The organism is Rossellomorea sp. y25 (assembly GCF_038049935.1).
Lineage (GTDB): Bacteria > Bacillota > Bacilli > Bacillales > Bacillaceae_B > Rossellomorea.
In genome coordinates this window covers 3,352,775-3,378,401 of the sequence record NZ_CP145886.1, presented here as the reverse complement: position 1 = coordinate 3,378,401, position 25,627 = coordinate 3,352,775, and the positions used below count along the sequence as shown (strand labels likewise).

The 25,627-nt window shown below is 41.1% G+C and carries 23 protein-coding genes and 3 pseudogenes; 23 read left to right on the top strand and 3 right to left on the bottom strand.

Translation table 11 applies throughout. The features are described from left to right. From AAEM60_RS17155 to AAEM60_RS17100, 12 genes and pseudogenes are all read left to right on the top strand, one after another. The gene (locus tag AAEM60_RS17155) at positions 1–216 is read left to right on the top strand and encodes a helix-turn-helix transcriptional regulator (protein ID WP_341356718.1); all 216 of its coding nucleotides are present in this window, start codon (positions 1–3) and stop codon (positions 214–216) included. A gap of 43 nt (positions 217–259) precedes the next feature. Continuing rightward, a complete protein-coding gene (locus AAEM60_RS17150) occupies positions 260–1,507 on the top strand; it encodes a DUF4153 domain-containing protein (protein ID WP_341356717.1) in 1,248 nt (415 codons plus the stop codon). A gap of 192 nt (positions 1,508–1,699) precedes the next feature. Next, a complete protein-coding gene (locus AAEM60_RS17145; protein ID WP_341356716.1) occupies positions 1,700–2,626 on the top strand; it encodes a GNAT family N-acetyltransferase in 927 nt (308 codons plus the stop codon). 5 nt (positions 2,627–2,631) lie between these two features. Continuing rightward, entirely contained in the window at positions 2,632–3,156 is a 525-nt protein-coding gene (locus AAEM60_RS17140) for a DinB family protein (protein ID WP_341356715.1), read from the top strand. Positions 3,157–3,186: 30 nt separating this feature from the next. Further along, positions 3,187–3,417: pseudogene (locus tag AAEM60_RS17135) on the top strand (prolyl oligopeptidase family serine peptidase); the annotation flags it as partial. A gap of 379 nt (positions 3,418–3,796) precedes the next feature. After that, positions 3,797–4,639 carry an alpha/beta hydrolase gene (locus tag AAEM60_RS17130; RefSeq protein WP_299739017.1) on the top strand — a complete coding sequence of 281 codons (843 nt, stop codon included), beginning with the start codon at positions 3,797–3,799 and terminating at the stop codon, positions 4,637–4,639. Between the two features lie 716 nt (positions 4,640–5,355). Further along, complete coding sequence (locus AAEM60_RS17125; RefSeq protein ID WP_341358012.1) at positions 5,356–5,703, top strand: VOC family protein; 348 nt, start codon at positions 5,356–5,358, stop codon at positions 5,701–5,703. A 134-nt stretch (positions 5,704–5,837) separates the two neighbouring features. Further along, entirely contained in the window at positions 5,838–6,500 is a 663-nt protein-coding gene (locus AAEM60_RS17120) for an AraC family transcriptional regulator (protein ID WP_341356714.1), read from the top strand. A gap of 92 nt (positions 6,501–6,592) precedes the next feature. Further along, positions 6,593–7,474, top strand: a complete 882-nt coding sequence (locus AAEM60_RS17115) for an AraC family transcriptional regulator (RefSeq protein WP_341356713.1) — start codon at positions 6,593–6,595, stop codon at positions 7,472–7,474. A gap of 332 nt (positions 7,475–7,806) precedes the next feature. Next, complete coding sequence (locus tag AAEM60_RS17110) at positions 7,807–8,229, top strand: SRPBCC family protein (RefSeq protein WP_299739665.1); 423 nt, start codon at positions 7,807–7,809, stop codon at positions 8,227–8,229. A 156-nt stretch (positions 8,230–8,385) separates the two neighbouring features. Then, a complete protein-coding gene (locus tag AAEM60_RS17105) occupies positions 8,386–8,934 on the top strand; it encodes a sigma-70 family RNA polymerase sigma factor (RefSeq protein ID WP_299739012.1) in 549 nt (182 codons plus the stop codon). Then, entirely contained in the window at positions 8,921–9,931 is a 1,011-nt protein-coding gene (locus AAEM60_RS17100) for a hypothetical protein (protein WP_341356712.1), read from the top strand. The genes AAEM60_RS17105 and AAEM60_RS17100 overlap by 14 nt, the downstream gene beginning before the upstream one ends. A gap of 117 nt (positions 9,932–10,048) precedes the next feature. Here the strand turns inward: AAEM60_RS17100 and AAEM60_RS17095 are convergent, their stop codons facing one another. Next, on the bottom strand, positions 10,049–11,296 hold the full coding sequence (locus AAEM60_RS17095) for a hypothetical protein (RefSeq protein ID WP_299739009.1): 1,248 nt from the start codon (positions 11,294–11,296) through the stop codon (positions 10,049–10,051). A gap of 190 nt (positions 11,297–11,486) precedes the next feature. Between AAEM60_RS17095 and AAEM60_RS17090 the strand changes: the two genes are divergently transcribed. The 9 genes and pseudogenes from AAEM60_RS17090 (at position 11,487) to AAEM60_RS17050 (ending at position 21,196) form a co-directional block, all read left to right on the top strand. After that, positions 11,487–11,957, top strand: coding sequence for a DinB family protein (locus tag AAEM60_RS17090; protein ID WP_299739008.1), 471 nt, complete (start codon positions 11,487–11,489; stop codon positions 11,955–11,957). Between the two features lie 67 nt (positions 11,958–12,024). Further along, entirely contained in the window at positions 12,025–12,462 is a 438-nt protein-coding gene (locus AAEM60_RS17085; protein ID WP_299739007.1) for a GNAT family N-acetyltransferase, read from the top strand. 527 nt (positions 12,463–12,989) lie between these two features. Then, a complete protein-coding gene (locus AAEM60_RS17080; RefSeq protein ID WP_299739663.1) occupies positions 12,990–13,460 on the top strand; it encodes an NUDIX hydrolase in 471 nt (156 codons plus the stop codon). Next, positions 13,457–14,218, top strand: a complete 762-nt coding sequence (locus tag AAEM60_RS17075; RefSeq protein WP_299739006.1) for a hypothetical protein — start codon at positions 13,457–13,459, stop codon at positions 14,216–14,218. Before AAEM60_RS17080 ends, AAEM60_RS17075 begins: the two co-directional genes overlap by 4 nt. Before the next feature lie 14 nt (positions 14,219–14,232). After that, positions 14,233–14,771, top strand: a pseudogene (locus AAEM60_RS17070) (GNAT family protein). A gap of 21 nt (positions 14,772–14,792) precedes the next feature. Beyond that, entirely contained in the window at positions 14,793–15,293 is a 501-nt protein-coding gene (locus AAEM60_RS17065; RefSeq protein ID WP_341356711.1) for a phosphoribosylanthranilate isomerase, read from the top strand. Between the two features lie 26 nt (positions 15,294–15,319). Next, on the top strand, positions 15,320–15,988 hold the full coding sequence (locus AAEM60_RS17060) for an HAD family hydrolase (RefSeq protein ID WP_299739004.1): 669 nt from the start codon (positions 15,320–15,322) through the stop codon (positions 15,986–15,988). Positions 15,989–16,250: 262 nt separating this feature from the next. Next, a complete protein-coding gene (locus AAEM60_RS17055; RefSeq protein ID WP_341356710.1) occupies positions 16,251–20,348 on the top strand; it encodes a phosphodiester glycosidase family protein in 4,098 nt (1,365 codons plus the stop codon). Positions 20,349–20,743: 395 nt separating this feature from the next. Then, the gene (locus AAEM60_RS17050; RefSeq protein WP_299739002.1) at positions 20,744–21,196 is read left to right on the top strand and encodes a GNAT family N-acetyltransferase; all 453 of its coding nucleotides are present in this window, start codon (positions 20,744–20,746) and stop codon (positions 21,194–21,196) included. A gap of 51 nt (positions 21,197–21,247) precedes the next feature. Here AAEM60_RS17050 and AAEM60_RS17045 read toward each other — a convergent pair whose 3' ends face one another. After that, positions 21,248–22,213, bottom strand: coding sequence for a quinone oxidoreductase (locus tag AAEM60_RS17045; RefSeq protein WP_341358011.1), 966 nt, complete (start codon positions 22,211–22,213; stop codon positions 21,248–21,250). Positions 22,214–22,601: 388 nt separating this feature from the next. Between AAEM60_RS17045 and AAEM60_RS17040 the strand changes: the two genes are divergently transcribed. Continuing rightward, the gene (locus AAEM60_RS17040) at positions 22,602–23,807 is read left to right on the top strand and encodes an MFS transporter (RefSeq protein ID WP_299739001.1); all 1,206 of its coding nucleotides are present in this window, start codon (positions 22,602–22,604) and stop codon (positions 23,805–23,807) included. 233 nt (positions 23,808–24,040) lie between these two features. On the opposite strand, the pseudogene AAEM60_RS17035 reads toward AAEM60_RS17040, so the two are convergent. Then, positions 24,041–24,320, bottom strand: a pseudogene (locus AAEM60_RS17035) (YciI family protein); the annotation flags it as partial. Positions 24,321–24,549: 229 nt separating this feature from the next. Between AAEM60_RS17035 and AAEM60_RS17030 the strand changes: the two are divergent. Continuing rightward, a complete protein-coding gene (locus AAEM60_RS17030; protein ID WP_341356709.1) occupies positions 24,550–25,590 on the top strand; it encodes a DUF4362 domain-containing protein in 1,041 nt (346 codons plus the stop codon). The last annotated feature ends 37 nt before the right edge of the window (positions 25,591–25,627 follow it).

Here is a 25,627-nt window from a genome sequence, read left to right as displayed (position 1 = left end):
ATGGCAATTGTAATCAATATTGATGTGATGTTAGCAAAAAGGAAAATGAGCGTAACAGAGCTTTCGGGTAGGGTTGGGATAACGATGGCTAACCTTTCTATATTGAAAAATGGAAAGGCGAAAGCGATTCGATTATCCACCTTAGAGGCAATTTGTAAGGCTTTAGAGTGTCAGCCTGGGGATATATTAGAATACAAAAGTGACGAAGATAGTTAAACATTGTGGAGAAAAAATAACAATTATTAGGGGAGGTATTACGATGGAATGTAACAATTCGATTATTGAAAACATAGCTAACCCTCATGAACTGGAGAGAATTTATAGAAAAGATCCAAAAGCTTTTAAACATTCCTTCTTACAGGCATGGGAACAAAATCCTGATTCTCAGGTCCTTGGCGTTTGGTATGAAAGATTGCATTTCAAGGAGGCAGCAAATACAGAAAAATCTTCCAAGATCCAAAAAGATTTCATATTCATGGGCATTTTAGCCATTATGGCAGGGATATTTACCAGGATCATTTTCCATTTTGTCGAACAGGAAGTGATCGCTCCAATTAACTTGGCCTTTGGTATCATTCCTTTTATTGCTACCTATTTTGTATACAAAAATACCCCGAAAAAAAGTGTTATTTTTTCCCTTGTAGGGTTGTTCCTGATTTCTGGGGTTTATCTTAATATGCTGCCTTTAAATGATAAAGACAGTATTATCCTTGCTTATTTACACATGCCCATATTCTTATGGATCGTGTCAGGGCTCGCATTTACAGGAAATGAGTATTCAAAAGGGAGTACTAGATTAGCCTATATCAAATTTAATCTGGAATATGGTATTCTCTACGCCAGCATGGCTGTTAGTGGAATGATACTGGCAGCATTAACCATGCAGTTATTCAGCTTTATCGGCTTGGATATAGAGGAATTTTATTTTAGTAATATCGTTTTATTTGGTGCTTCCTCTCTCGCTATTGTGGCTGCATACCTGGTATCAATGAACCTTAAACTTGCTAAGAATATTACACCCTATATAGCTAAAATTTTTAGCCCTCTTGTCCTGATCACATTGTTGGTCTATCTCATTGCGGTTATATGGCTCGGGAAAAATCCATTCTTGGACCGTAATTTCCTGATAGCCTTCAACGGAATACTCCTTGGTGTATTGGTCGTTACCATATTTTCCATTACCGAAAGCGACTCAGACGAGAAAAAAAACATTTCAGACTATATAAATTTTGCCCTGATTGTTCTTGCCCTTATCATTGACAGTGTGGCAGTGTCAGCCATCGTGTTCAGACTTTCTTCTTATGGGATTACGCCAAACAGACTTGCTGTTTTAGGTGTAAACATACTTATCTGGGCAAACCTAATTTGGATTATGTTCTCCTATATGCGTTTTCTACAAAACAAATCCGGACCTTCAACGATCCAAGATTCCGTTACCAAGTATTTACCGGTCTACGGACTTTGGGCAGCTTTCGTAATATTTACTTTTCCTTTACTTTTTAATTAGAAAATACGATAAGGCAGGTTAATTCAAGATAAAGAACATTGGGAGGAGCTTAAACCCCCAATGTTCTTTTTGTTATCTAGATAGGGAACTTTCATCTTTTTTCGACCATTTACTTGAGTAACTCATGTGAATTTGAAATAATTGGTATTAAGTTAAAGGTCAACGTAGAGCTGAAGAGAAAGGGCGAAATACATGAGTGAGCAAGGTCGATCTTTGAAACAACTTATTAATCTAGAAGACGGATTAAGATTAGTTTACCAAAAGCCCAAAGAATACATACGATACTATTCCATTTATCATGGACAAAAAAATGCAGATTCCTATTTTAGAAGGTCCTCTGAGACATTAATAGATATCGCATCCATTTTTGACTGCGGATATTTCATCATGGATGGAGAAACCATTATTGGCGGTGTATTTCTAAAACCTAATTTCATATCGGATATATTTGTAGTGCCACCCTATAAGGACTACGAAGGGTTGGCACATAAACTATTAAACTATGTCAAAAAGATATCGACTACTGAAAATAAAATCATTGTAAGAGAAGTGGTAGAAGAACAAGTGGCAGCGTATAAACAACTTGGATGTAAGATTCATGAAGTGAATGTATGGATGATTCGTCCGACGGAGCCAATGAAGGCCTTTCTACCTGAAGGATATAGATCAAGGGCTGTTTCACGTGGAGATGCGAATGATATCGCATGTTTACTCATGATAGCCTATAAAGCCAATCCGGCGTATAAGCAAATCGGAACGAATGCAGATTATCTTCTCCATGAAAACGAATTTATCAATCAACATAAACATAATAAAATCATGGATGAGTGTTCAAGAGTTGTGATCGATACTCACTCGAACAATATTGTGGGCGTCTGTCTGCACATGGAATTTGAAGACTATCCACTTATCATGAGTTTAGTCGTGGACCCTGATCACCAACAGAGGGGGCTTGGACGATATTTGTTAACCCATTCGATCCATTCTTCGAGTGCAGCGTACCCGGCTACCCGCTTATCTGTGATTAAGGATAATGCAGCGATTAAGCTTTATGAAGATCTTGGATTTCTTAGAAGTAAATCGATCATTGATATGCATTTAGCATGCAAAAAGGAGTAGAAGCTATGATGAGGAAACCAGAAACAAACGAATATCCCCCGTATTATAAGGAATATGTAAACAATGTACCAGATGGAGAGCTGATCCAGATTCTTGATGATCAACAAAACGAAACCAAGAAACTGTTAAAGGACTTAAGTGAGGAAACGGCAGAATATAAGTATGCTCCGGGAAAATGGACCATCAAGGAAGTCATCGGCCACATAACCGATACGGAGCGCATTATGTGCTACCGCCTTCTCAGTATCGGCAGGGGAGAACAGGAAATGCTTCCTGGATATAATGATGATGAGTATGTGAGAAGAGGAAATTTCAATCGCTTTTCATTATCGGACCTTTTACATCATCAAGCTCTTGTCCGCCAACACACCATTCTTCTTCTAAGCAGCATGGATGAAGAAGCGTTGCGCCGGCGTGGAAACGCAAACGGTTCCGAAGTGACAGCTCGTGCGATAGGGTACATCATTGCCGGGCATGAAATTCACCATCGAAGGTTGATTAAGGATCGATATCTGAGATCTGATCAATAATGGGAGTTCAATCGAGCGTCTCTATCCCCGCCCACCCTGATCCAACATGGAGAAAAGGATACAAGAGTTCCAGTTTCAAATGCTTATGAGCTCCATAAAGGACTACGGGATATGGGAGTGGATACAGAATTAGTTACATTTAAAGGAATGGGATACAGCTCTGAGAAACCTGGAGTACACCGGGCTATTGTGAAGCAGAATCTGATGTGGTTTTCACATTATATACTTGGGGAGAGTATGGATGATTTTAGGGGAATGTGATTAATAAAAGGATATACAAAAATCTTTTTTAAAAGCCTATAAATGAAGTTCCACCTATTCAATGGTGAAAATATTTAATAATAGTAAAGGGGCAATAGCTGAAGATCACCAAAATGATCTCCAGCTATTGCCCTATTTATTTTTTCATTGAAATGAAAAAATCGAAACTTTCACTCTATTGAAAACGTCTAATAGATAGTAAGTACTAGTTGGATGAGCAAGAATCATATTGAAGGAGAATTTGGTGAACGATCACATCCTATCCCCTTCTTCTCCGGGGAAAAGTCAATTTAGATCATGAACACTCAAATGAATAGCTCCTCTACGGCTTTTCTTATTTTCAGTTAACGGGCCGTGAAGAGTGAATGGGGGATAAAACATGTGGGAACAAAAGCTAATTAAAACAGATCGAGGGGATTTCGAAATATTTGAAGCCGGGAATGGTGAACCATTATGTGTGACTCATCTATATAGCGAGTTTAACGAGCGAGGCTACCATTTCGCTGACCGGTTTTTGGAAGATTTTAAAGTGTACCTGGTCAACTTGAAAGAATCGGGGAATTCCACTGAGATTCAAGATGAAGATGAGTTAAGTATGAGTGAAACCAGCAAGGATTTAGAAGCAATCCGATCTGCTTTAGGGTATGATAGCTGGAATTTTGCAGGACATTCCACAGGTGGGATGTTAGGGCTGGTTTATGCTGCTGATTATCCAGCTTCTTTAAAGCGGTTGATTGTAGGTGGTGCCTCAGCTACAAATGAATATATGGACGATCAGGAAAGCATTTATTGTGATAGGAATCCTCTTAACAACCGATTGAAAGAGGTATTTTCCATCCTGAATTCCGATGATGCAACAAGAGAAGAACGGAAGCACGCACGTAGGGAATGGACGAAAATGTCTCTGAATGACCCAAGCAGATATGATGAATACTTTTCTAAGCCAAGCAGTGGAAAAGTGGTTCAAAAACGTTTAGAGTATTATGCTTATAACGAATTGCCAACGTTTGATATCAGAGAAGACATTTCGAATATAAAAACCCCGACAATCGTTTTTTGTGGGAAACACGACTCTCAATGCCCGTTTGTGTATTCAGAGGAAATTTTCAATCTTGTTCCCAACTCAACATTTTATATCTTTGAAAATAGTAACCATTCACCCCATCTAGAAGAACAAGAAAAATTCAGCGGGATGGTGAAAGACTCTTTTCACTTGGTCTGAATTGATAGAAGTGAATAAATCAAAAGAGGCTGGGACAAAAGTGTTTTAGTCTAAGCAAGACCCGAACCAATCCGCTACTTAGAGGCAGATTGGTTCGGGTTTATTATTTAACCTTGGTCCTTTTGATTTTAGCAGTCTCCAGCGGTTGATTGGAGTGCAAGACGAAGACTCCTGCGGGAAAAGTAGCTTATGTGAGACCCGTCCAGGCTCAGGGGCTTAGAGGCACATGTCATAAGGCGAAGCGGCCAAGAAGGCAAAGAACGCCTTCGTGGCCGCTTCGCCTTATGCCACCCGCCTCTGAACAAAGCCCCTCCGCTTTTCTTCCCGCAGGCTTGCCGAGGAGGCTCACGGGCTACCCGCGGAAAGCGTAGTCTTGCACGGAAATCATTAGCGGTATTAAGAACCTACACTTCTATTAATCGTCTTCATTTCGTGATTTTTTAGTTTTGTCCCAGCCTCTTTTACCTTATGGCTTGAGAACAAACTTCCAATAAGCAAAACAGATAAACGTACAAATCCACGAAACAAACCCAAAGGCGGTGACAATGGTCGTTTCACCCCAACCATATTTTAAGCCGTTGTGATAATGAATCGGAGTCATTCTGAAGATTCGTTTCCCCTATCGGGTGGCTGAAGAAGGATATTGTTTTTATTTCTTGAAATTCTAATATAGTGGAGAAATTAATGAAATTAGAGAAGGGAGCGAGTTTATTATGTTGATAAAAGGTTTCGGGGGAATATTTTGGAGGACTAAAAACCTGGATACTATTAAAAGATGGTACAGTGAAGTGTTGAAGATTGAAATGGAAGATTTGAATGGGACTATTATTAAACCCCAATCAGGAAATGAAACCATTTTTTCTTTCTTTACTGAAGATGACCCTTACTTCCCAACAGAACAGCAAGTGATGTTGAATTTCCAAGTTTATAATATAAACGAAACGATTGAGCATCTGGAACAAGTCGGTGTACCTCTTGTAAAGGAAAAAGAGGTAAGTGAATTTGGTACGTTTATTTGGATTAAAGATCCTGAAGGTAGACTGATTGAGCTATGGGAGAAATAATGGGTTGTCATTATTCTTATTATGTTTAATAAACGGTCCATTCTTAAAAAGAGAGGAGTTTTTTGAGGATGTCTTGAAGTATACGGGATAGAGAAATGCTGCAGAATCAAGTCACCAGAGCAGGAGGTGTCAATGTGGATCCAACAGGAACCGTACATATATTAAATGGAACAGAAATGTATAAGAATTTCAAAGAGACACAGTTTCTTGAAGCCGAAAGGATGATTCCCTTTAACGAAGCAATGTGTTATGGGGACACCTGCGATGATTTATTTTCCGATCAATTTACAGAAATACGTGCGAAGGTTCATCATGTAACGCCAGTTCAATATGCTGAAATCACCCTAAAGCCATTGCAGCCTCTCTTTTGTGAGGATTATGATCATATAGCCCTATGGTTTGATGAGGATATGTTTTGTCAAATGAATCTTCTCACCATACTCGCCTGGTTAGATCAAACTGAGTATGAAGGTTCAATTGATCTCCATCTTGTCGGAGATGATTTTCAACCTATAAGGTATTACAGCCTAAAAGCAAAAGGATATGATCAACTCTACAAACAAGTATTGATTCATAAAGCTATGTCTAAGGAAGTTCATCCAATCCCTTTATACAAAGGAATTGAACTGTATTTGAATTACCTTAAGAAAGATAGTGATCTTATGCTGTATATTCAACAGCACCAAGACGTCCCGATAAAAGAACTGGTGTCTCTTCTAATCGAAAATTTCAAAGACCATGGCTTAGGAGATACACAATACTTTGAAATGATACAATCTTATCGTCAAAAGTCATGACATCCTATAGGGGCGTCGACTAAATTGTGCACAGATTGTCGGATGGATTATCGCATTCTTTACTAACATTGTTGGTGAAAGGAGGTTATTTGATGGATTCTTTAAGAAGGATGAATGAGGCATTGGCTTACATTGAAGAGCACCTGACGGAGGAAATTGATTATAGCGAAATATCAAAAATGGCTTACTGTTCAGAGTATCATTTTAAACGGATGTTTTCTTTTTTATCAGGCATATCCTTATCAGAATATATTCGGAGAAGAAGACTGACGCTTGCTGCCCTTGATTTGAAAGATAGTGACTTGAGAATAATCGATATTGCGGTCAAATACGGATATCGTTCAGCGGATTCATTCACCCGTGCTTTTCATTCGTTGCATGGCTTTCTCCCTTCTGAAGCAAGAAGAGAGCATACACCGTTAAAAGCTTATCCTAAAATGACCTTCCAACTCACAATAAGAGGAGGATGCGAAATGAATTATCGTATTGTTGAAAAAGCACCATTTAAGGTAGTGGGCTTTAAGAAAAGGGTTCCAATAATCTTTAACGGGGTTAATCCAGATGTTGCCGAAATGTATGGGCGATTAACACCTGAGGTAATTAAACAACTAAAAGCACTTTCAAACATAGAACCAACAGGTATTATTAGTGCTTCAACTAATTTTTCTGAAGGAAGAATGGAAGAAAAGGGAGAGTTAGATCATTACATCGGGGTGGCAACTTCAAGTGATGAAACAGGAGAATTTGATGCATTAAAAATAAAAGCCAGTACCTGGGCCGTATTCGAATCGATTGGACCATTTCCGGAAACACTTCAGAATGTGTGGGGCAGGATATACTCAGAGTGGTTTCCGGCTTCAGGCTATGAAGCAGTTGAAGGTCCTGAAATGGTATGGAATGAGAGTAAGGACACAGGGAATCCGAAGTATAGAAGTGAAATATGGATTCCAGTAAAGAAAAAGAACGTTGGATAAATTTGTAACTATACTTAAGGGCACTCTTTTGTGAGTGTCTTTTTGCACATCTAAATGAGCATTAAAGTATCGTTTCATATAAATGGCTAGTTGTACCAACTTTATCAACTTGTGATTATGGATCAGATTTGTCCGATGCAAAGTTAAATCAGTTAGTTTGATTCGTTCAACCCCTGAAATTATTGAAACCATTTGAGGCGTTGGTTACCGCTTTAAGGAAATAAGTTTTTGAAAACAGAATGGCCTAGTAAATGGACAATAAATGGACAATAAATAGTAGACAGTATATAAATGAAATAACCCAAAAATACATGAAAGTGAGTGGAAGATGTATGAATAATCTCTCTCAAATGAGAATTCAAAAGCAGGCACATGAAATTTTTGAGGCATTTGTTGATCCTGAAAAAATAGGTAACTTTTGGTTTTCTTCAAGTTCTGAAAGGTGGGAGGAAGGAAGGGTTGTTACTTTAAGATATGAAGAATATGACGCACAAGGGGATATAGACATAAAAGAAATTCAAGAACATAAAAAGATTGTCTTCGAGTGGGCAGGTAGCCATAAAGTAACCATAACATTTGAGCAAGAAGAAAAAGGCAGCACAATTGTCGTAGTCAAAGAAGAAGGATTTGATGAGAACCACGAAAATCTTATCAACCAATTATTAGACAATAAAGAGGGTTGGGTATACATGCTGACATGCTTGAAGGGATACATGGAGTATGGTGTCAATCTTAGAGCGGCGCTGGTTAAGTGAGACTAGAGTAAGTGAAAAATAATATCATATTTTGAAATAAGGTGCTTAAAGCTTGATCTAAGTACCTTATTTTTTCATCATATAATTTTACAAAAATATGAAACCTGTAACTAACTGATTCGTCTTAGCATTAAAGGGGAATGAGGTGATGGAAGTGTGAGAAAGGTGAAGAACGAAGACCATTCAGAAGACAGGGATTCCTGGCTGGAAGGAATCATGGATGAGTACGGAGAACGCCTTACGAAATTGGCTTACAACTATGTGAAAGATTGGAGTATGGCCGAAGACATCGTTCAGGATGTATTTGTCACATGCTTCAAGCATTATGAAAAAATAGATGAGATTAAATCTTTTAAAGCGTGGATTTATCGGCTGATTATTAATCGATCGAAAGATGTCCTGAAGAGTTCATCGTTTAAGAGAGTGGTGATGAATTCAAGCCTGTTTTCTCTTTTCACTTCCAAGGAACCGTTACCTGAAATGAGTGTCCTGAAGCGAAATGAGGAAGAGATTCTTTCAAGGTGTGTCCTTGCCCTGCCCGTAAAGTATCGGGAAGTCATTACACTGTATTATTATGAAGATTGTTCGATAGATGAAATTAAAGGGTTGTTAGGCTTGAACCGGAATACGATCAAAATAAGATTGACCAGAGGCAGGGCTAAGCTGAGAAAAATGATGGAAAGGTGGGACCATGATGGAAAATGAGCTTAATGAGTTGAAGAAAGCGATGGATTCTACGACTCATAAAGGCCGGCACTTTACGGAATGTCAAAAAAGTAAAATCCGTCATGCCGTTCATAATCAGGTGGGGACAAAGAGCCCTAAACCATTCATTATTTTTATCATGACGACTGTTACCATTTGTTTAATAGGTTTCTTCGTTTCAACAGAGTTGTTGGTTAAGCAGAATGGAGCGATGAATGGTAGTCCGAACACATGGCAAGTAAAACACGATTATACAGAAGATAATAGGCTCGTTTTCAGCATATTTCCTGATCCCGAACTGCATGAAGGTAAGCCTTATGGATATATTTTCAGTTTCAAAGAACCTTTTGACACATTCAAAGGGAAAGAACTTTCCATTTCGGCGGTTCATAAGGAAACGAGGCAACGAATCGAAGTGGTGTCTCCTCAAATAATAACGGAGCCCTCAAATGGGTACTCAAGCTTACAGCGCTTCGCGGCGAGTTTTCAGGTTCCGGACAGCGGATTATGGAGGTATGAAGTCTACCTTAACGGCAAGACTTACGGTGATGTCGTGGTGAGTGTAGGTAAAAAGGAAGAAGGAAGTCCCATCATTTTACCCGAGGGTATTCCTGACTACGTTCAAAAAAGTGATTTTGACAAAATCAATTGGGATCGGAAGGCAACCGAATTTGGGCGGAATTTGATAGGGAATGAAAACAGATCCGGCATCATTGGTGCGGACATGCCAAGCCTGACCGGACAAAAATGGATGTGGCATCTGTGGGACACGGAGGCTTCAGAACTAACAGTGGTTGGTTATCACAGGGAGTCGGGAACCGTCCAGCCTGTATTGAATAACGGTGAGACCTGGAGCATTCCCCTAGGTGGAGAGAACAACGGTGCGGATGTTCATGCTCCGTCGTCAGTTACCATTCCTGAACGTGGCGAGTGGGCGTTCGTGCTTTATGCGGGTGGGGAGTTGTTTGATGTGGTTGTGTTAGAGATTGAAAAGTGACTTGTTAGTAGTAGAGGTCATTTTTTTAGAATGACTGTTAAGCCGGGGTTATGCCCGGCTTATTGTATGATCCGTTTGTCGAAAAATCTTGGCCTTTTGACTGGAAGGCTACAAGATTTACCCCTTCATTTTATAAAAAACAATTTCCTCAATATTCCGCAACCATTGCTTAGCATCAGTACCATCCTTGTTCCCCATCCACAGATCCCTTGTCGTATCTGTTAAAGATGTCCCTCTTAACCAAACGAGTTTTGAAATGGACGCGATGAACTGAGGAGCATAGTCTCCATATCCTTTAGGAGGACTCGTAATTTTCATTTGGTGATTCGAATCGATATTCAGAGTATAAAGGGCAGGCAGCGGGTGCTTACTGAAGTCATTGGTCCACTCCTGTTCTTTGATTCTCGAAACGACCAGTGATTTGTCAGTCATCCAGTCAAAATCCAGATCAGCGAAATGGGCAGGGGTGTAAGTTCCTGAAACAGGCATTTCTTTTACCTTTAAATCTTTGTTTTTGAACCCGAAAACAATTCTTCCACCGCCAGCGATATAGGCAATCGTATCAGTGGAGGGTGACCACTTGGGCTCGCCTACTTGCAAAATCATCTCGTCTAATACTTCGAAGTTATTTCCTTCCTTATCGATGATGCAAACCATATTGCTATCCATGGACCAGGAGGCGGTTGGAGACACCACAAATGAAATCCACCTGCCGCTCGGTGAGTAGGACAGCTGCTCGGCATAGACCGCGATCAGTTTGTTTAGATCACTTGTCCCGATTTCCCTTGGGAGTGTAAAGAATGGCTCCACCCCTCCAAAAAGAACAATGTCTTCATAGTTATCGCCGACTTTTTTTATGAATAAAGAGGCGCTTGACCATCCATCCGGGCTGAGGGTTCCTGATGAAGAAAGAAGGAATCCACTACCGTCCGGAAACCACGTGAAGTCACTGACCCCGGTTGCAATGTTGTAGAAACGCTTGAGGTCTGAAATATCTAAAATTCCTCTATTATTATAAGCAACATGGTTTTTATGGGGAGCCCATTCTGGAGAATGACCGTTATAAGAAATTTTCTTCTTTTTCCCCGTTTTAAGATTGTAAGTCCACAGTTCTGACTGCATTTCCCCTTTATCGAATTCAGAAGTGGTTTCTACTTGATAGGCAAGCCAGGTTCCGTCGGTTGACCATTTGGGTTGAGAGTGGACGTTTTCGGAATTCGTTATTTGTGTTTCTTGGCTATCTATCAAGGTCCACAAATTCCCCTCCCTTATAAAAGCAGCTTTAACTTGATTCTCTAGGGATGCGGAGGGTGTTGATGGAAAAATAAGAGCAAGAATGATGGTAAAGACGATAGCTTTTTTCATTGTGAATTCTCCTTTTTGCATATGCCCTTACTATTTTCCCGGATGGCTTACATTATGTGAAAAAGAGTGTGGAAAGGAAAGATGTGGTCTGGCCAGATTCTTTGTCCCCACCCTATTAAAAGAAGGAGTTCTTCACTTTATGCTGAAGTACTATCAATATGAAACTTCAATTCCAAGGAGGAAAACACTTATGAAACGAACTGACTTGCTCTTAAGAATGCTCGATACTACATACGACCAGGAAAGTTGGTATGCCCCATTCAAACCTTCAATAGAAGGAATCACAGCAGCACAGGCGAGATGGAGACCGGATGGAGAGGCGACCAAAACCATATGGGAGAATGTAAATCATCTTACTTATTACAAAGAAAGACTAACAGCACAATTAGAAGGCCGAGAATGGAATCAAACCCTCGATGGAAATGAAACCTTCTACCTTACGGAACAACTAAATGACGACAAGGCCTGGAGAGCAGTCGTTGAACGTGCTGATGCCGCTCACCGTCTTTTAAGAGAAGCACTTGGTAGAACTACGACTGAAGAACTTGAACATAATGCTCTGGAAGAAAAGCTCTTAGACATCATGCTTCATGAGGCATACCATACGGGTCAAATTATTCAAATGAGGAAAATGCAAGGTTCCTGGCCGTCACATCGTTGATTGAAAGAACAAGATATAAAAGTAATCGCTGGACGGTTTCATCCACAATATCGAAAGGGTGGTTTATATGAATCTGGCATTAAAGGAGATCAATGCTGACAATTGGGAGGAATGTGTAACCTTATCTGTTTCGGAACATCAGAAGGAATTTGTCGCAGATAACGCTTATTCATTGCTGCAATCAACATTTATGGAAGAACAATATCCATTGGCTATTTATCATCAACATAGCATGGTAGGGTTCATCATGTATGGGATCGACCCTGACACAAACCGTATGGAGATGAGCCGGTTAATGATCGATCAGAATTATCAAGGGAGAGGCTATGGGAAAAAGGCAACGCAACTACTTTTAAAAGAACTGACACATACATATGGAAATATAGAATTATTCACAAGTGCGGAACCGGAGAATGTGAGTGCTATAAAGTTATATAAAAGTCTGGGATTTGAGAAGACGGGTGAAATGATGTGGGGGGAAGTTGTGTTGAAGACGCAACTTTAGTATACAAGTGATTTCGTACTCTATAAAAAACGATTAAAAGGGTTGATACGTCAATGAAAAAGTATAGCCTTCTTTTATTTGACTTGGATGACACGCTACTTGAAAATTCTTCCTGGTTTGACGAAGGACTGGTTCAGTCTCTTACAGAGCATTCACTGACAAATAGGCTTCTTTTTTTATAACTATATATATATCGAGTTGTTGTCAGTAAACTGGAATAATTGGAATTGTCAGTAATGAAGCTAAGTCATATAAGCATGCTCCAAATAGCCGTAACTATAAATAAAATTCGACAAGGATGTTACATTATTTTGAATCAGGATTGATTATTGGAATTTCGGATTAATTAATCTGTAATAGGATTAATAATCTCAAATCAGGATAAATAGTGTCTCCTAATGGATTAAAAAGTGTATACGGCTATGATCAACCATGTTATTTCAAGTGAAGAGTAGTCTATTCTTGTCATAGGATATGAAAAAGTGGTGGGAGCGTGTAAAACTTGAACAAATAAGGGAGGGGAAATGATGAACTATGTCCAAGATCTGCGAAAACTGGTTGGCACCAGCCCCTTAATCCTACCCGGATCTGTCGTCATTATCTTAAACGATCATCATGAACTGCTTCTGCAGCACCGGACGGACGGTGGTTGGGGACTGCCGGGAGGATTGATGGAATTGGGGGAAAGTTTAGAGGAGACAGCAAAGCGAGAAGTGATGGAAGAAACCGGTCTTGAGATAGGGGAACTGACTCTGGTAAATGTGTTCTCCGGGCCTGACTATTATTTTAAAGTATCGAATGGGGATGAATTGTATTCCGTCACAGCCGTTTATACCACAAAGGACATAAGAGGGAAATTGGAGGTCGATAAAACAGAATCTGTTGATATCAAATTTTTCAAACTCAATAATCTGCCAGATGGTTTAACGGACGAATATAAAAGCTATATCAAGCCATACATAGATCAATTAAAGAAAGAATCCGAGGTGCAAGAATGAACGCTTCAGAAAGTATTTTAAAGACGTGGGAGAAATTCAATGATTTTCCCATGGAGACATTAACAAAGGTTTGGTTTTATAACGGGGGAAGCGAGAAGAAACAGCGGGATGTTTCTCTAATGAAGGAGCATCGGGAACAATTCGGGATGTCCGGGAATTGTTTCGATCTTGCACTCTGGTTACTTGATGAATTTAAGAAGGATGGCGTCATAGCTTATCCCGTTGGTCATAACCTGAACTCGGAAGATGCTCATGCGGCTGTCATCGCACTGAATGAAAAGGGTGAACGCTTCCTTTGTGATTTAGGTGACCAATGGTTGAATCCGATATTAATAGATACGGATAGCATAGATTATACCAACGAAAAGGTAAGTGGTTTCTTCCCTGCAGCAAGGGTACAGGTTCAAGATCACCCATCAGGTACAGAAATTCTTTATCATCGACCAAATGGAAAAGTATCGAGGCAAGTTTTTCAGACAGAGCCAGTTGAGATGGATACTTTTATAATGGCTGCTGAGCATTCTCAACATATGATAAAGAACCATCCATTATTGGAATGCAGAATCCCGTACAAATCTGAAATTGCTCATTGGGAGTTTTATAACTGGGAGAGCTTTCTAAGTACGACAGAAGGGCTGATGAAGGATCCGAAGCTTGAAACGGTGGAAGAATGGGCTGAAAGAATCCATGGGAAAACGAAATACAACAAAGCGGTTCTATTTGAAGTATTAAATCATTACAAAAGCACTCAACTATGAAAAGGAAAACTACCATGAAACCGACTCAATGGCCAAACGTAACATTAAGAGAATTGACGCTGGATGATGCAGAAGACCGATACCAGTGGTGTCTGGATAGAGAAGTAACGAAGCACTTGAACATGCCGGAGAAATATCCTCCATTCAGCCGGGAAGAAACCCTTGCCTGGATTGACATGTGCATCAAGAGGACGAATGGATATGAACAGAAAGCCATCATGACGAAAGAAGGCAATCACATCGGCTGGATCGATTTAAAAAACATCGATCGATTAAACAAACATGCAGAATTAGGTGTAGCTATAGGGGATAAACGCTACTGGGGGAGAGGGTACGTTTTAAGTGCGATGCATGAAATGCTCCAATGGGGATTCGAGGAATTAGAGCTGAACAAGATTTGGTTAAGAGTAGAGATTGATAATGAAAAAGCGATCAAGTCTTATAGAAGGGATACGTGGAAGAAGGCATATTAAGGCAGGACCGGCTGAGGAACGGTGAATTTGTAGACCGGTTGAGGATGAGTATTCTGAGGGATGAGTTTTTTGAAAAGTAGGAAGTGTGGAGGAACAAACAAATGGATCATCGCAAATTTAATGAGTTTATAAGAATTGCCCAAAGCCTAAATGATCGTGGAATTATTCCATTGTTAATGGGTTCGGTTGGTTTAGAAGTGGTAACGGGAAAGAGTTGGGATGCAGAGGACCTGGATATACATGTACCTGGTGATGAAGGAGGGTGGGAAGTGCCGCCTGAAACATCTATACATAACTGGAATGAAATTGTGAAGATCATGAATTCAATGGACTATACCCTAATCGATTTGCATGAACATGAGTTCTCAAAAGACGGATTATCCGTTGAGTTTGGAATTATCGACACTTTACCGGACTTCGCAGGGGTACGATTGGAGAATCTGGAAATGCATCGAAAGGAAGAGGTGAAATATTATCTTCTGAATCCCGAGCAGTATTTACGTGTTTACGAGGCGTCATCTAAGGACAGCTATCGGGCAGATCAAAATAATCATAAAGATATTGGGAAGATAGAGTATTTGAAGAATGTAAGAAATAACTGATCCTGCTTAATAAGAAAGGAGTTTATATGAACAAATATAAAATCATTCTATTCGATTTAGATGGAACACTTTCCGACCCAAAAGAAGGAATTACTAAATCGGTTCAATATGCATTGGAGAATATGGACGTAGAGGTTCCTGATGTTCATGAGCTCGAATGTTTCATTGGGCCACCATTACAAGTGTCATTTGCTGAACATTACGATTTTAATGAGCTGAAAATACAAAGAGCAATTGATTTTTACAGAGAGCGGTTCAAGGAGAAGGGAATGTTTGAAAACAAACTCTATCCAAATATTCCATCACTATTGAAAACGTTAAAAGAAAAAGGGTTTACGTTGGTGGTTGCAACATCAAAGCCTACTGTTTTTGCTGAACAAATCCTTAAGTATTTTACTATTGACCAGTTTTTTGATCTGATTGCAGGAAGCAACCTCGATGGAACAAGAACGTCAAAAGCTGAAATCATTCAATACATTCTAGATGTTTATCATGAATATGAAGCAGGCAGCTTTATTATGATAGGAGACCGGAAGCACGATATCATTGGGGCACACTATACCGGAATTGACTCTATTGGGGTGACGTATGGATATGGTTCATTTGAAGAAATCAGTCAGTCTGACCCTACTTTTATAGTCGAAAATGTCGACGAAATAAAAGATGTCTTAGAGGGATGTCGGGTGAAGCTGTAGATCAGGTAGCTGATCTACAGCTTTTTTCTGTAATGATGCTCATTATTTTAAATTTAGGGAGTCATACAGCTATCTTTAAAAAACAATTACTGCCTTAGAATGGGAAATAGTTGAAGATAATAGGTCCTATTGCCTCTTTTTGTTTCATTCTTCTAAATTAATGAAAAATATACAATCCTTTAATATTTTTCCAGTATGATAAACATGTCATTTATCGATGGATTTTATCGAAATGTGGAATACGATTATAGGAGGCTTGAAGATGAGGAAATCCTTAAAGAGGGTATTACCTGTTGTACTGTCAATTGCAGTCGCGGGCACCATGTTTTCACCAAATTTTGCAGAAGCACTGGGTGATTTTGATTTGGATTCTCCAGTGGTACAAACACCGATTAATGAATACCGGGCGGATCTTGCCCCAGGTGTCATGGAGAAGCATTACAGCTTCGAAGGTACCGATGGAAAGAAGATTGAGAGTTTTGTAGTGGATGTGGATGTTCAGAACCCCGGCGTGTCGATTGAAGCGGGAACACCGAATGACGGGGAGGAGTTTGGACTACAACCTGTCAGGCAGCAGGCCAGTGCCGCAGATGGAGAAAATCATAAAGTGGTGGCTGCTGTGAACGCCGATTTTTATAATATGGCGACAGGAGAACCGACAGGGATTGTGTTCAAAGATGGAATCGGGATCAAAGATCAACTTCGTCAAGGGTGGGGTTTCTTTGGAATGAAAAAGTCAGGGGAAGCAGTGATCGGAAGTACTGCCGAGTATGATGGAGTCAAGGATGAATTGCAAGAAGCCCTTGGTGGAAATGCGATTCTCGTAAAAAACAGTCAAATCTATCAAACTCCTCAAACAGGAGCGGATAAAGAGCCTCGTACGGCTGTCGGAATCAAAGCGGATGGTGATGTATTCTTTGCTGTGATCGACGGCAGACAGGAGCCTTATTCCAGTGGGATCTCCATGCCTGATTTAGCACAAATGATGATCGACTTAGGGGCAGTGACGGCTCTCAACCTGGATGGTGGTGGATCCTCTACGTATACAACCCGTACACTTGGAGGGGATGATCTCGAGGTCGATAATATGCCTTCCGATCGTGGCGAGAGAAGTGTGGCCAATTCATGGCTTGTTGTGTCAAAAGAGCCTTCGGACCATGCCTTTCACTCTGCGTATGTCTACCCTTATGATCAATCCTTCACACCGGGGTCTACCATAGACTTCAGTGCAAAAGGCAGAGATAAGTCCATGGCTTCAGCACCTCTTCCAGACTCTGGACTGACATGGGAATTATCCGATTCGTCATTTGGTACCATCGATGAAAACGGAGTGTTTCGCTCTAATGGTAAGACAGGTCAATTTTATGTGCTGTTGAACCATCAAGGAGAAGAGGTTGGCAAAAGCATCATTGAGATTGCTGCACCTGACAAGATTGCCTTCTCTTCACCGGAACTGACTGTTGCCAGAAACAGTGAGATTCCATTGGGACTTATCGCAACGTTTGAAAAGCGGGTAGTCGATTGGAAGCTCGATGACGTAGAGTTTGAAATTCCTGAAGGACTGGGCACGATTGATGACGAAGGTGTCCTTCATACAAATGACCAAAGTGTCAACGGCATAATCAAGGCAAAGCTGAAAAATACGGATCTGACAGCTCAGTTGAAAATTTCTGTCGGAACGCTTCCAAAAGTGTTATTTGATTTCGAAGACGATTTAGGTACGTGGAAGACAGCTACAGCCAATCGGGGAGAAAAGGGGACTCTAAGTCTATCAAACTACCCGGATCCGGTTCGATTTGGGGATCAGTCTTTAAAGCTTGATTTTGATTTCACCAATGCACAGACTGGAACGACCCTTGGAGTATACGCCGGACCGGGAGTGAATACGGAGATTGAAGGGGATCCACAAAGCCTCGGAATGTGGGTATATGGAACACCTGAGGCACAAGGGTACTGGCTCCGGATGTTGATTGTGGATGGGAACAATAAGAATCAATCGATTAATCTAACCGGAGAGAAGCCTGGGATCGACTGGATCGGCTGGAAATACATCGAAGCCGACATTCCATCATCCTTTACTGGCCCATTTAAAGTATCCGGTACACAGGCCTTCAGAGTGATGTCGACGAAATCGGGCATCACAGGCCCTATGACAAAAGGGTCCCTCTATATTGATAATATCCGTGCGGTTTACGGCGAAAAAGTAGATGACTTATATCCGCCTGTCATTGAATCCATTAATGCAGACGAAAAAGAATATACAAACAGCGCAGTGAATTTGAAGGCAGATGTTCATGAGTATGAAGAGGATCCGTACAAAACAGGAATTGATTGGGAAAAGATTAAATTGTTTGTGGATGGTGAGGAGTATTCCAAGCGTGCGGGACATTTCTCTTATGATATGGACGGTTCTGTTTCCCTAAGCGGATTACAGTGGGCAGATGGTACACATCAATTTACCTTGATGGTGCCTGATAAATTCGGGAACCAGGCAGTGAAAACAGGCTATTTTACAGTGAACACTGGATCTGCCAAGATCGAAATCATTCAAAATCAGGAAAAGGCATATTTAGGGGATCAATTTGAACTGGCTGTTAACGCAACAAATCCAGCTGAAATCTCTGAATCTACTATGAAACTCCAAGTGGATAAAAGGTTTCCAGTTGAAGACGTTACATTTGCAGCCGGCTTTACTGGAAGTACATCAAGCTACGACATTGAAACGGGAATCCTTACTATACATCTAGTGAATAATGGTGAAAAGGGTACAACAGCAGAGGCAGCCAAAATTCAATTAAGAATTCCAGATTCCACATATGAAGGCAGCAAACTGAATGTAGAGATGATCAAGGGAGAAGTAACCTATGCTCCTCCTGCAGAAGATACATTCATCTCCACCTATTCTATGAAACCTTTAAGTGTGGAAGTAGAGGCAGCGTTAAAAATCGAAGCAGATCCCATTTTAATTGGGGAGCCTGCAGCACTTAAGGTGATGGATCAAGAGGGTCAGCCTGTCAGTGGTGCGGAGGTTTTCGCCTCCATAGATGGAAACGAGGAACCTATTACACTTGGGAAAACAGAAGGTGACGGTTCACTCGTTGTCGATTCTATTACGGATGACATTAAGAAAATTACCCTATATTCGGTAAAAGACGGGAGATATTCATTCAAGGTTGACACACAAACGTATCCAGCTTTAGTGGAAAAGGACGAAATGAAGAATGTCATTTCTCCAACCACGGATGATCCTTATAAGTCTAAAACGTTTACCTGGATGTCCAGTCCACTAGGTAAAGAAGAAACGCCTATCATTCAATATGCAAGAAAGAAGGATTATGACAAGAAAGGCGATAAGGGCCTTTTAACCGCTAAGGGGTCATGGAGCAATGAGGTTTTCACTGGAGAGTTGGATGTAACCAAGAATGGCATCGCTCGAGTCAATCAGGTTACAGTGGAGAAGCTCAAGCAGGACACGACGTATGTATACCGAGTTGGAAATGGTGAGAATTGGAGTGATATGCAGGAATTCACTACGTTAAAACGAGACAATCAATTCGAATTTGCGGTATTGGGTGACACGCAATCACCATCTGACTTGAGCCTGTTTGATCAGATCCTTTCAAATATAAATGAACAGGACCCTGCATTTATGATTCATGTCGGTGACCTTGTCGATGAATCTTCTAAATTCAAACAATGGGATGATGTTTTAGGAGTAATGAGTCAGTATGACAAGATTCGCACGACCAATCTTGTTGCGGCTCTGGGGAACCATGAATACATGGGAGACAATGACGCCGGTATAGCAAAAGCGATCCTTGGCTCACCTGAAAATGGTCCGGATGCAGACATAGGCGGCACGTATTCCGTTGATTATCACAACATGCACATTAGTGTGCTAGGCTTTACAAGTGATAGTAAGGTGCTTGATCAACAATTGGAATGGCTGAAACAAGATATGGAGAGCTCGGATAAACCTTGGAAAATTCTTGTGACTCATAAGCCTCCGTACTATACGAATCCGTTTGGCGGCAATGAAATCATGAAGGAAAAGCTGCCTCCGGTCGCAGATGAACTTGGAATCGACATCGTCTTCTCCGGACACGATCATGCCTACGGCAGAACGAAAAAACTGAAAGAAGGCAAAGAAGATGAAAATGGAACGGTTTATGTAGTCGCCGGCACCACTGGTAAAAAGCACTATGATGCAGTGGCAGATGAGAAATTCGAGTACGTCAACATGGAAAACATCGCCGTGTATATGAGTGCGAAGGTGGATAAGGATACGATCACGTTCATCACTAAGACCTCCGATGGTGATGTGATTGATGAATTTTCTGTTGTGAATGAGGAGTACTAATTGTTAGAAAGCACGAGACGAGGCGTCAAGCATCTTAAAACAGGGTGCTTGACGTCTTTGTGTTACATAATCATTTCTTGTACATGGAAGAATGGATTGCGGGTACCATTAAAGAGCATGTACATATAAAAGTCCAAAAAAATAGCTTACCAATCACACTGGTAAGCCGCTACAAATAAGGAATTTTTCGATTTACATCAGGGGTCCTGCCTTAAACCACTATCTTCAAGATGAAGAATATATACTTAGTATACAATCGAATTCAGGTGAGTAAAGAGGATATGCCCAGATGAATATTTTTTTCTCTAACTATGTAGAAACGCCATTACCTCCCCGCCAAGAATACGTTATGCTTAGGTTGGAATTGATCACGAAACATTCAGTGGAGGCAGTAAATGATTATCAGAAAACGGAAGACAAATGAAGAATTTCCAATGGAATTGCTCCTCTTGGCAGATCCTTCAGAGGAGATTGTGAAGGAATACGTTTCAAGGGGCGAATGCTTTGTAGCGGAGCTTGAACAAAAGGTTGTCGGCACATACGTATTACTTCCCACAAGACCCGAAACGATTGAACTAGTCAATGTAGCCGTTTTAGAAGACCTGCATGGAAAAGGTATCGGGAAACAGCTGGTAAGGGATGCTGTAAAGATTGCCAGGGAGAAAGGCTACAAGACCATCGAAGTTGGGACTGGGAACTCAGGCGTTGGCCAGTTGGCCCTTTATCAAAAGTGTGGATTCAGAATTGTCGGGGTGGATTTGGACTTTTTTGTCAGGCACTATCCTGAACCAATTTTTGAGAATGGGATCCAGTGCAGGGATATGGTTCGGTTGTCGCAGGATTTATAAGGTATAAGAGACCCGGTTACGTTTTAGGGACCGGGTCTCTTTAGTATTTGATTAAGGAATGAATAAGATTTTACCAGTACTTTTTCTACTCTCTAAATATTCATGAGCTTTTGCACCCTCGCTTAAAGGAAAGACCGTTGGTTCAGAAACCTTCAACTTTCCTTCCTGAATCCAACCGAATAACTCGTGTGAGCGGGTCACCCGTTCTTCGTGAGATGTCAACACATTCCACAGATCTCCGCCAGTCAGGGTTTTCGAGGTGTCCATCAGCATACGGGGATCAACGGAAACCGGATCGCCTCCCGCCATACCGAAGAATACGACCGTCCCTCCGATCTGTGTGACCTCGAAACTGTCCATCAATGTGGAACCCACTGATTCATAGACAACGTTTACGCCTTTACCATCAGTCACAGCCTTCACCAGTTGCTTCCAGTCGTCGCTATATAAAAACATGTTGTCGGCTCCAATAGACAGGGCCGCTTCTCTCTTTTCTTCTGAAGAAGTCAACCCGATGACGGTTCCGCCTAAGATCTTTACGATTTGTACAAGGAGCTGTCCGACCCCACCTGCAGCTGCATGGATCAAAACAGTATCCCCATTTTTTATCTTATAGCTGTCTTTCGTTAAATAATGAGCAGTAAGACCCTGCAACAAAAGGGATGCAGCCGTTTCATACGATATATCATTTGGCAGCGGGATGGCTTTTTCTTTTGGGACTGCCACAAGTTCAGCGTTGGCATACGGTACATCGGCAAAAGCGATTCGGTCTCCAGCTTCTATTCCCGTGACGTTGCTTCCTACTTGTTTGACGATCCCTGCTCCTTCATACCCACATATGTACGGAGGGTTTCCAGCCAAGTGATAGTTGCCTTTTCTTCTATATACATCGGCGAAATTCAGGCCGATTGCCTTCATTCCAACTAAAACGTCATCCGGTCCGATTTCGGGCGCATCGATTTCCTGGTAATGCAGGACCTCCGGTCCACCGAACTTTTCAAACACAAGTGCTTTCATCATCTACTCTCCTCTATAACATCATTCCTTTTTTAGTGTACCCACTTCCCAGCCGTTTGACTAGGAAAGAGCTTACCGTTCATAGGTACTTCCAGGTGCCTATGCCACTTCAAAGTGCGTTCTTCCCAAAAAGTTAGCTATCCCTCATAATTCAGTTTAGCTTTTCAAACAGTACCTGCCGGATTCAGCGGAAGGGGTTTGAAAGGCGTATAGGCACTTGGAAGTCCCTAGGTTACAAAAAAGTACCTACATGACTTTAAAGTGCGTACTTCCATAAGTTATTTGTACTCATTATCATAATGTGTACAGAGAAATGAAAGGCGCCTTCGTTTCCTTCGTTTCTTATTTTATTTTAAATCATACAACCAATTAAGGAGGAAGTTACGTTATGAGTTCAACTTCAGCTACTATAGATCAATCAAAAACGAAAGGCGGCACACCGGCGTTACTTGCCCTGGCCATAAGTGCCTTTGGAATTGGAACGACAGAATTTGTGCCCGTAGGATTATTATCATCGATTGCCGATGATTTATCGATATCGATTACACTCGCAGGATTGTTGATTTCAGGTTATGCCATAGGAGTGGCCATCGGAGCACCGGTGTTGACGGCATTGACCGGTAAGATGAGCAGAAAATCTCTGCTTATGTCCTTGATGCTCGTATTTATTGTAGGAAACTCGGTTGCGGCGATGTCCACAAGCTTTGGACTATTGTTAGTTGCCCGTTTTATCACAGCATTTTCACACGGAATATTCTTCTCAATCGGATCGACGATTGCGGCCGATTTAGTGCCTGCCCATAAGCGGGCAAGTGCCATTGCCTTTATGTTCACAGGTTTGACAGTTGCGACAGTTACTGGAGTACCACTTGGAACCTTCATCGGACAGGCATTCGGATGGAGAGCCACATTCTGGGGAGTTGCTCTTCTCGGTATTGTAGGAATCATTGCCAGTTCCATCCTTGTACCGAAAGATTTGAAAGAAGCACCGCCTGCTAAGTTCAGCGAACAATTAAAAATTCTTGCGAATGGCCGATTACTATTAGCCTTTGCCATCACCGCACTGGGGTATGGAGGTACGTTTGTCGCGTTCACGTATTTAACACCACTATTGCAAGACGTAACGGGGTTCAGTGCGAAGTGGGTCAGTATTATCCTGCTTGTATACGGAATTGCCGTCGCCATCGGAAATGTCGTTGGAGGGAAAGCATCCGACAAGAGTCCATTAAAAGCGTTATTCTGGATGTTTGTTCTGCAAGCCATCATTCTAGTAGCTCTTACCTTTGCAGCACCATTTAAAGTGGCAGGTCTAATTGCAATCTTCCTAATGGGATTATTCGCTTTCATGAACGTGCCAGGGCTGCAGGTCCTTGTTGTGAACCTGGCTGAAAAATATGTTCCTTCAGCGGTCAATGTGGCATCTGCACTGAATATTGCCGCATTTAACGTCGGGATTGCCATCGGTTCCTTTGTCGGAGGAATGATTGTGGATGGAATCGGTTTGATCCATACACCTTGGATCGGTGCCATCATGGTGGCAGGAGCTGTACTGTTAACAGCGTGGCTACGAGGCATCGAACGAAAGTCAGCCTAAAGGGGACGATAGAATGGTTGAAATATGGAAAGAGCATGTAGAACAAAGGAAGAAGCATTCTTCCTTGCACTGTTTGACAGTCAGCGTGCGGCTGATCTAAAGATAATAAGAGGTTACTAGCGACGAAACAAGCTCGGAGTATAAGGACCTGAGCTTGTTTTTTTATCGGTAAAATTTAAAAGATTGTTTTCCGGAATTCTTTTATGATTTTTTCTTCGTTGGATTAAACAATGTCACGAATGTTTACTAGTTTGCCCCGGCACCTCAAATACTTGACGTAATTCAATCTGACCTTCCCCATGTCCTTGTGGATCCGGCATCCGCATCGCCCACTCGATGGCTTCTTTCCTCGACTTCACATCAATTAGAAAAAAACCTGCAACTAATTCGGCCGTTTCAGGGAATGGACCTGCCGTAAGCACCGGTTTTCCCCCCTGGTTCCGGGTACGAGAGGCGAATCCCATTTGAACTTGGATGAAGTCCTTTTGCCGCTACCCGCACACCTGCCTTAACAATCATCATAAACAGCATAAAACATTCCTCCTTCTATTTAAAAACCTCATTATTAATACAACGAACAGGTATCATCAAACTCTCTCCTCTTCCTATTCTTTAAATTTAAAGGATATTCCTTCCATTACCCCGAACTATTTCATAGATATAACTTGTAATTTATACTCTATTAAATGCTATAGCATGTTGGATAAAAAATTTGATTCTTCATTGATTATAAACAGGAGGGATGATGATGGTAACTCAAAAATGGGTGTGGATACTTTCCGTTATTCTCTTTATTCTGACCGGATGCGGGGAATCAGATCAGGCTGCACAGCCTGCTGATGGAGAGGGTTCTGAACTGAATGCTGATGTGATAGATATGCACGGTGGAATCACAGGGCTGGATAACATGGAGAATTATTTTCAGCAGGTAGAAAAGGATGAAAATGGAGATTTAAGAGTCATCCACTATACGATAGAAGGGGATCCCATTATAACGGATTTATCTTACGATGGGCACTATATAGAGGTAAAAAACGACTTTACGAGAGATCAATATGGAAATGGCGGTGTGGATACCTTTCAATGCCGAAAAATGAATAAAGAAGAAAATCCAACCAACCTGACGTATTATCTGACGGGTTGTAAAGGAACCCACGGGGATATGAGTGAGGTCCTTACGGTTTCTTACAATGTAAAACGGCAGGACGTATTTGAAGCAGAATTATCCTATGGTGAAAATGGTCAAAAACAAAAAACCATACAACTAAATGAAAAGGATAAGCAAGAAGTGTACAAGCAGCTGGTGTTGGCGAATTATTTGAATTCAAAGCCCTCGAGTGATGCATGTACTAAAGAGAAACAAACGGATACCTATTCCATGTATGTGAAAATAAATGGAGCAGACCGCACGTTCAACTGGAAATCCTGTGAATCTAGTGAAAAAACGAACAAGTTTACAGATATCGCTGAGTACATCATTCATTCATTTGAAAACCCTACCCAAACCAGTGAAAATGTCATTTATGGTTACGTCATGGAAGTTGAAGAGAATCAGATATTGATTGGAGAGGATTTGACTGCCACCGACTACGAGTCGTTGAAGAATGTAAAACGGGAAGAATTAGCGAATTTTGTTATGACCTTTTTATATGTAGAGACTGAAAATGCCCAAGGTTTTTCTGAGGGAGATAAAATTGTTGTTGAAGTTGACGAAATGTTAGAAGAAGGCTCACTTGGAAGGGTGAGCGCTAGTGATATTAAAAAGATAAGTGAGTGGGAATAGTGTCATATGATTGACGGGCAGAAGATTGGTAGGGATC